Source organism: Nocardia sp. NPDC004722 (genome assembly GCF_053601505.1).
The window spans coordinates 1-5,517 of sequence record NZ_JBSGBY010000572.1 but is presented as its reverse complement, the minus strand read 5'-3'; the positions used below and the strand labels follow the sequence as shown (position 1 = coordinate 5,517).

Sequence of the window (5,517 nt, the reverse complement as noted above, 5' to 3'; positions counted from 1 at the left end):
GACCGGGTCGACGTGGTGGCCGGTGCGGAGGCCGACGGATCCGGCCGACCGGCCCGGCTGTTGGCCGCCGACGCGGCCGTGGTGCTGGTCTCGGGGACGGAGAACGGGCACGGGCGCGGCGAGCGGGTTGTGCTGGTGGCCCTGGACTCCCGGCGCGCCACCACGGTGGCGGCCGCCTCGCTGCGCACGGCGCTCACCGTCGTCTTTCATTGAATGAACTAGCATCGCCGTACAGCCCCAATAGCGCCCTACACCCGAATACCACTGCGTTCGATCAGCTCGAGTAGAGGAGTTTCGGCAATGCTCAAGGGTTTCAAAGACTTTCTGATGCGCGGCAATGTCGTCGACCTGGCCGTGGCCGTGGTCATGGGTACCGCGTTCGTCGCCATCGTCACCGCCTTCAGCGATGGCGTGATCAATCCGCTGCTGGCCTTGTTCGGCGGCAGCAATCAACTCGGCCTGGGCTTCCAGCTGGTGGCCGACAAGCCCGCGACCTTCGTGGCGATCGGGCCGATCATCACCGCGGCGCTCAACTTCGTGATCATCGCGGCGCTGCTCTACTTCGTGCTGGTGCTCCCGACCAACAGGGTCAGGTCGCGGTGGGGCAACAAGGATGACGCGGTGCTCACCGACAACGAACTGCTGCACGAGATTCGGGACCTGCTCGCCGAGCGCAGCGCGGGCGGCAAACACGAAAGCTGAAGCCGCGCAAAGCAAACGGGCCCGGTGCGAAAAGCACCGGGCCCGTTGATATTTCAGCTCAGCAGGCTGAGCGGCTCAGTCGGCTCAGCCGAGGCTGAACGGCTGGCCCCACAGGGTGACCCAGCTGATCACGTTGTCGGTCTCGACCTCGACGCTCACGAAGGCGCGCGCCTGGGCGTAACCGGCACAGCCGGACAGACCGATGGTCTCATCCGACCAGGTCACCGAACCGCTGTTGCCGGTGAACTTGTTGCGGGTCTTGTGGCTTTCCTTGCCGTAGTCGTCCGGCACTTCCTGGTCCAGGATGTAGAACGACTTGGCCTGGCCGGGGCCGAGGGTCAGGTTGGCACCGGTGTTGGCGCCCGCCTGCGGGGTGACGTTGCCCGAGTTGTCCCAGCTCGCACCGCCGGTGGCGCCACCGTTGACGTTGCCGCCATCGATGGTGACCTGGCAGCCGACCACGTAGCCCGGGAAGATCTTCCCGCCGGTGGCGGTGGTGTCACCGGAGATGGAGACCTGCGCCGAGGCCGAGACCCAGGCGTTGCGGTGCACGGGGGTGGCACCCATCGACCCGGAGATGTTGGCGGACTCGCCGACCAGGTTCACCGTGACAACGGTTCCGTCGGAAAGGGTTTGGGTGATGGATCCGCCCGGCAGCGGAATGAAGGTGTCGGCGTTGGCAGCGCCGGGAGCGAACAGGCCAAGAGCGGCGGTAGCAACGGCACCTACACCGGCCACCCGCGCCACGGTCTTACGGATGTTCATTTGGTTGTCCCTCAAGGGTTCGAATTCGCTTGCGCGAGAAATGATTTGGCGGGGTGAAGACCACATCAGCCGATGCTGAAAGGCTGGCCGTACAGGGTGGTCTTGGAGTAGTCGTTGCCGATGATCTCGACGGTGGTGTAAGCACGCGCCTGGGCGTACCCCGCGCAACCCTGGATCTGCATCTCCGCGTCGCGGTATTCGACCGAGTAGGTGCCGGCCTTGGTGACTTCCTTCGAGTCGATCTGAACGAAGGCGACCTGGCCGGGGCCGAGGTTGACGCCGAGCGAGCCACCGAGGCCCGCGCTGTTCAGGCTGACGTTGCCGGAGATACCGGCGGAAATGGCGTCCTCACCGATGCTGATCTGGCAGCCGACGATGTAGCCGGTGCTCAGGATCGACGAGCCGTGGGTGGACGAATTGTTCGAACCCGGGCTGTTGGTCGGGCCGTTCCAGGGGCCGACGGTGCCATCCGGAGTGTCGGTGACCACGGCACTCGCGGCACCGCTGACCCACACGACGCGACCCGCGCCGTTGGCGGCGAGCGACGGCGAAACCACCGCGTGCTCACCGGTCCGGGTGATGGTGACGGTGCCCGCCGGGTTCACCTTCTGGCCGTCCGGCAACGGCACGAAGGTGTCAGCGTTAGCGGCACCAGTGGAAAAAAGGCCGACGGCCACGGCCGCGGCTGCGCCGACGCCCGCAAAACGGGCCGCGACGCGCACACCGTGGGTGCGGTTCTCGCTCATACTTCCCCTCATCAGGTTTCTAGCGGTTCAACCTCGACCACCGAGGTTGAAATGGGACTCTCGCGAATCCCCTGGGACCCTTGCGAATCCCCGGTAGAGTTTGTCGCCACATTGTTGCCACTGTGTTACTGGTAACAAATTCTTTTCACGTAGCGACGGAGGGCACTTTACATCACCGCTGTGAGCTTTGAGACGTGAGCGAACAGGATCGGTCACTCGGCTGCACAAACCCGCAGGTATGTGGAGAAAGTCGTGGATAGCAAAAGGGGCCCGGTGCTATTGCACCGGGCCCCTTGGGCATTCCGCTGAGCGGAAACTGATCCAGCCGAGGCTGGATCCTTGTCAGCCGAGGCTGAAGGGCTGACCCCACAGCGTGTAGGCCGTGATGACGTTGTCGGTCTCGACCTGGACCGCCACGAACGAGCGGGCCTGGGCGTAGCCGCCGCAACCGTTCAGGTTGATGGTCTCGTCCGACCAGCTCACCGAACCCGAGTTACCGGTGAACTTGTTGCGAACGTAGTGCGCCTCATTGCCGTAGTCGTCCGGCGCTTCCTGATCGAGCAGGTAGAAAGCCTTGGACTGGCCCGGGCCCAGGGTCAGGTTGCCGCCGACATTGGCACCGGCCGTCGGGCTGGAACCGTCGTAGTTGGCACCCACGCTGGGGCCGCCGTTGGCGCCGCCACCGGAGATGTTGACCTGGCAACCGACCACGTAACCGGGCACGATCTTGCCGCCCGCGTTGCCGTTGGTGCCCGACAGCTGCACCCGCGCGGTGCCCGAAGCCCAGGCATTGCGGTGCAGCGGGGTGGCGCCCATGGACGGGTTGATGTTGGCCGACTCACCGGTCATGGTGATGGTCACCACGGTGCCGTCGTCCATGGTCTGGGTCAGGGTGCCGCCGGGCAGCGGCACGAAGGTGTCGGCGTTGGCCGCACCGGTCGAGAACAGGCCCAGGGCGGCGGTGGCGACAGCGCCGATCCCGGCGGCCCGCGCCATCGTCTTGCGAACGTTCATGATTTTCCCTCTAGGGTCGAATTCGCTTACGCGAGAAATGAATCGGGTGATGACCACACGTCAGCCGAGGCTGAACGGCTGCCCGTAGAGGGTGGTCTTGGAGTAGTCGTTGCCGATGATCTCGACCACGGTGTAGGCGCGCGCCTGGGCGTAGCCCGCGCAGCCCTGCACGTCGACCGGCACGTCCTTGTAGTCGATGGAGTAGGTGCCCGACTTGGGGATGTCCTTGGAATTGACCTGTACGAAGGTCACCTGGCCGGGGCCGAGGTTCAGGCCGATGGAGCCGCCCGCGTTGGCGCCGGTCAGGCTCACGCCGCCGGAGACGCCCGCGGAGATCGCGGAGTCGGAGATGTTCACCTGGCAACCGATGATGTAACCGGTGTTGATCTGCGAGGTGCCGTGGGTCGAGGAGTTGTTCGAACCGGGGCCGTTCTTCGGGCCGTTGTTCGGGCCGACGGTGCCGTCCGGGGTATCGACGTTCGCAATGACCTTGCCCGAGAGCCAGGCGGTGCGTCCCGCGCCGTTCGCCGACAGCGACGGCGAGATGACGGCGGACTCGCCGACTCGATCGATGGTCACGCCCGCTCCGACCTTGTGACCGTCCGGCAACGGCACGAAGGTGTCGGCATTGGCGGCGCCGGTGGACATCAGGCCCAAGGCCACAGCGGCGGCCGCGCCCACACCCGCGATACGGGCGGCGCTCCGCAAACCGGCAGTCCGGTTGTCGCTCATAGTTCCCTCATCAGTTTTCATGCGGACAACCCCGACCACCGGGGCTGAAGAGGTCGCTACGGCTCGGCATTCCTATCGGAAGCAACGCTCGAGCATGCTTGTCAAAACCGATAGAGCCGTAGCTTTGTTGACCCGATGGAGACCTTAGCCACAACAGCTACCAAATGGCAACAGAATCATTAAGGACACGGCAAATCCCGCCGTGAGAGCAATGGCAAATTCTCAGCAGCCGGGATAAGAGCGTGATTCAGCCGTGATGCGGCGGGACCTGCGAACGCAGCCAATCATCGGAGGAGCCACCGGAATCGGGCTCGGGAGAGCGCTCGTCCTTGGACGCGGACGGCAATTCGTCGCCGAAGATGCGCGCCAGACGGGCGCGCTCGGCGGGGGTCAAACGACGAGACCCCGCCCGGCGCTCGGCCGGACGGGGCGACTCGTTGGAATCGGAGCCTGTCGACCCTGTGGAATCGATCGGCTCCGAAGGACTACCAGCGTCGGTCATTCCGACAGACCGGACAACTCATCAATCACGCGGCTGGCCAGCGGACCCAGGGTCGCCATGCCGTCGCGAATCGCCGCCCGCGAACCCGGCAGGTTCACCACCAGCGTGCTGCCCGACACCCCGGCCAGCCCGCGCGACAGGCCCGCGTCCAGCGAGCCCGAGGCCAGCCCGGACGAGCGCAGCGCCTCGCTGATACCCGGCAGCACGCGGTCGAGCACCTCCTCGGTGGCCTCCGGCGTCACGTCCCGCGGCGACATGCCGGTGCCGCCGACCGAGATGACCAGGTCGACACCGCCGATCACCGCGGTATTGAGCGCGTTGCGGATCTCCACCTCGTCGGCCTGCACCGAGATCGAGGCGTCCACCAGGAACCCGGCCTCGGTGAGTAGCTCGGTGACCAGCGGGCCCAGCGAATCCACTCCGCCATGGGCGGTTCGATCGTCGACGACCACGACAAGAGCACGGCCGGCCACAGCGGCATCGATTTCCATGGTGCTCACCGTAGTGCCTTTGTCCGACAACAGCTCCCAACCCCCGTCCGGGGTGACACGAATCGCCGGTACCGGTTCCCGCCCGTTCTTACGGTTCATCATCGGCCGCCCTCCGCAGCTGCTTCGCCGAGGGTCACCTCGACGGTCTTCGGGTTCTTACCCTGGTCGTCGGTGTAGGTCACCTTGACCTTGTCGCCCGGCCGGTGCGAGCGCACCCCGGCGATCAGTGAATTGCCCGAGTCCACGATCTGGTCATCGATTTTCGTGATGATCGCGTTCTTCGGGATGCCCGCCTTGGCGGCCGGGCCGTCCGGTGACACGTCCATGACGCGTGCGCCGTTCACATCGTCCTGCGCCTTCACGGTGATGCCGATCTGGGCGTAGGTGGCCTTGCCGTTCTTGATCAGCTCATCGGCCACCCGCCGGGCGGTGTCCACCGGAATCGCGAAACCCAGTCCGATGGAACCGCTCTGCGCCCCGTTCATCGGCGATAGTTCCGCTTGTCCTCGAATATCTCCACGTCGATCGCCCCGTCGGCGACCAACTCTTGTAGCCGCGTCAGCGC

The 5,517-nt window shown here is 65.6% G+C and carries 7 protein-coding genes and 2 pseudogenes; 2 read left to right on the top strand and 7 right to left on the bottom strand.

The annotated features are described in order from the left end of the window. A pseudogene (locus ACWELQ_RS36845) lies at positions 1-213 on the top strand (flagellar biosynthesis protein FlgA); the annotation flags it as partial. Positions 214-300: 87 nt separating this feature from the next. Beyond that, entirely contained in the window at positions 301-702 is a 402-nt protein-coding gene (gene mscL, locus ACWELQ_RS36840) for a large conductance mechanosensitive channel protein MscL (RefSeq protein ID WP_452401642.1), read from the top strand. An 84-nt stretch (positions 703-786) separates the two neighbouring features. Here the strand turns inward: mscL and ACWELQ_RS36835 are convergent, their stop codons facing one another. The 7 genes and pseudogenes from ACWELQ_RS36835 to ACWELQ_RS36805 form a co-directional block, all read right to left on the bottom strand. Beyond that, positions 787-1,467, bottom strand: a complete 681-nt coding sequence (locus ACWELQ_RS36835) for an MspA family porin (protein ID WP_452401641.1) — start codon at positions 1,465-1,467, stop codon at positions 787-789. Positions 1,468-1,532: 65 nt separating this feature from the next. After that, complete coding sequence (locus ACWELQ_RS36830) at positions 1,533-2,213, bottom strand: MspA family porin (RefSeq protein WP_452401640.1); 681 nt, start codon at positions 2,211-2,213, stop codon at positions 1,533-1,535. Positions 2,214-2,555: 342 nt separating this feature from the next. After that, positions 2,556-3,227: an MspA family porin gene (locus ACWELQ_RS36825; protein WP_452401639.1), complete on the bottom strand. Its 672-nt coding sequence runs from the start codon at positions 3,225-3,227 to the stop codon at positions 2,556-2,558. A 60-nt stretch (positions 3,228-3,287) separates the two neighbouring features. Beyond that, positions 3,288-3,959 (bottom strand): MspA family porin, encoded by a 672-nt coding sequence (locus ACWELQ_RS36820; RefSeq protein WP_452401638.1) that lies wholly within the window; start codon positions 3,957-3,959, stop codon positions 3,288-3,290. Between the two features lie 247 nt (positions 3,960-4,206). Next, complete coding sequence (locus ACWELQ_RS36815; protein ID WP_452401637.1) at positions 4,207-4,353, bottom strand: hypothetical protein; 147 nt, start codon at positions 4,351-4,353, stop codon at positions 4,207-4,209. Between the two features lie 104 nt (positions 4,354-4,457). After that, a complete protein-coding gene (locus ACWELQ_RS36810) occupies positions 4,458-4,952 on the bottom strand; it encodes a MogA/MoaB family molybdenum cofactor biosynthesis protein (protein WP_452401643.1) in 495 nt (164 codons plus the stop codon). A 98-nt stretch (positions 4,953-5,050) separates the two neighbouring features. Further along, positions 5,051-5,431: pseudogene (locus ACWELQ_RS36805) on the bottom strand (S1C family serine protease); the annotation flags it as partial. Positions 5,432-5,517: the final 86 nt, after the last annotated feature.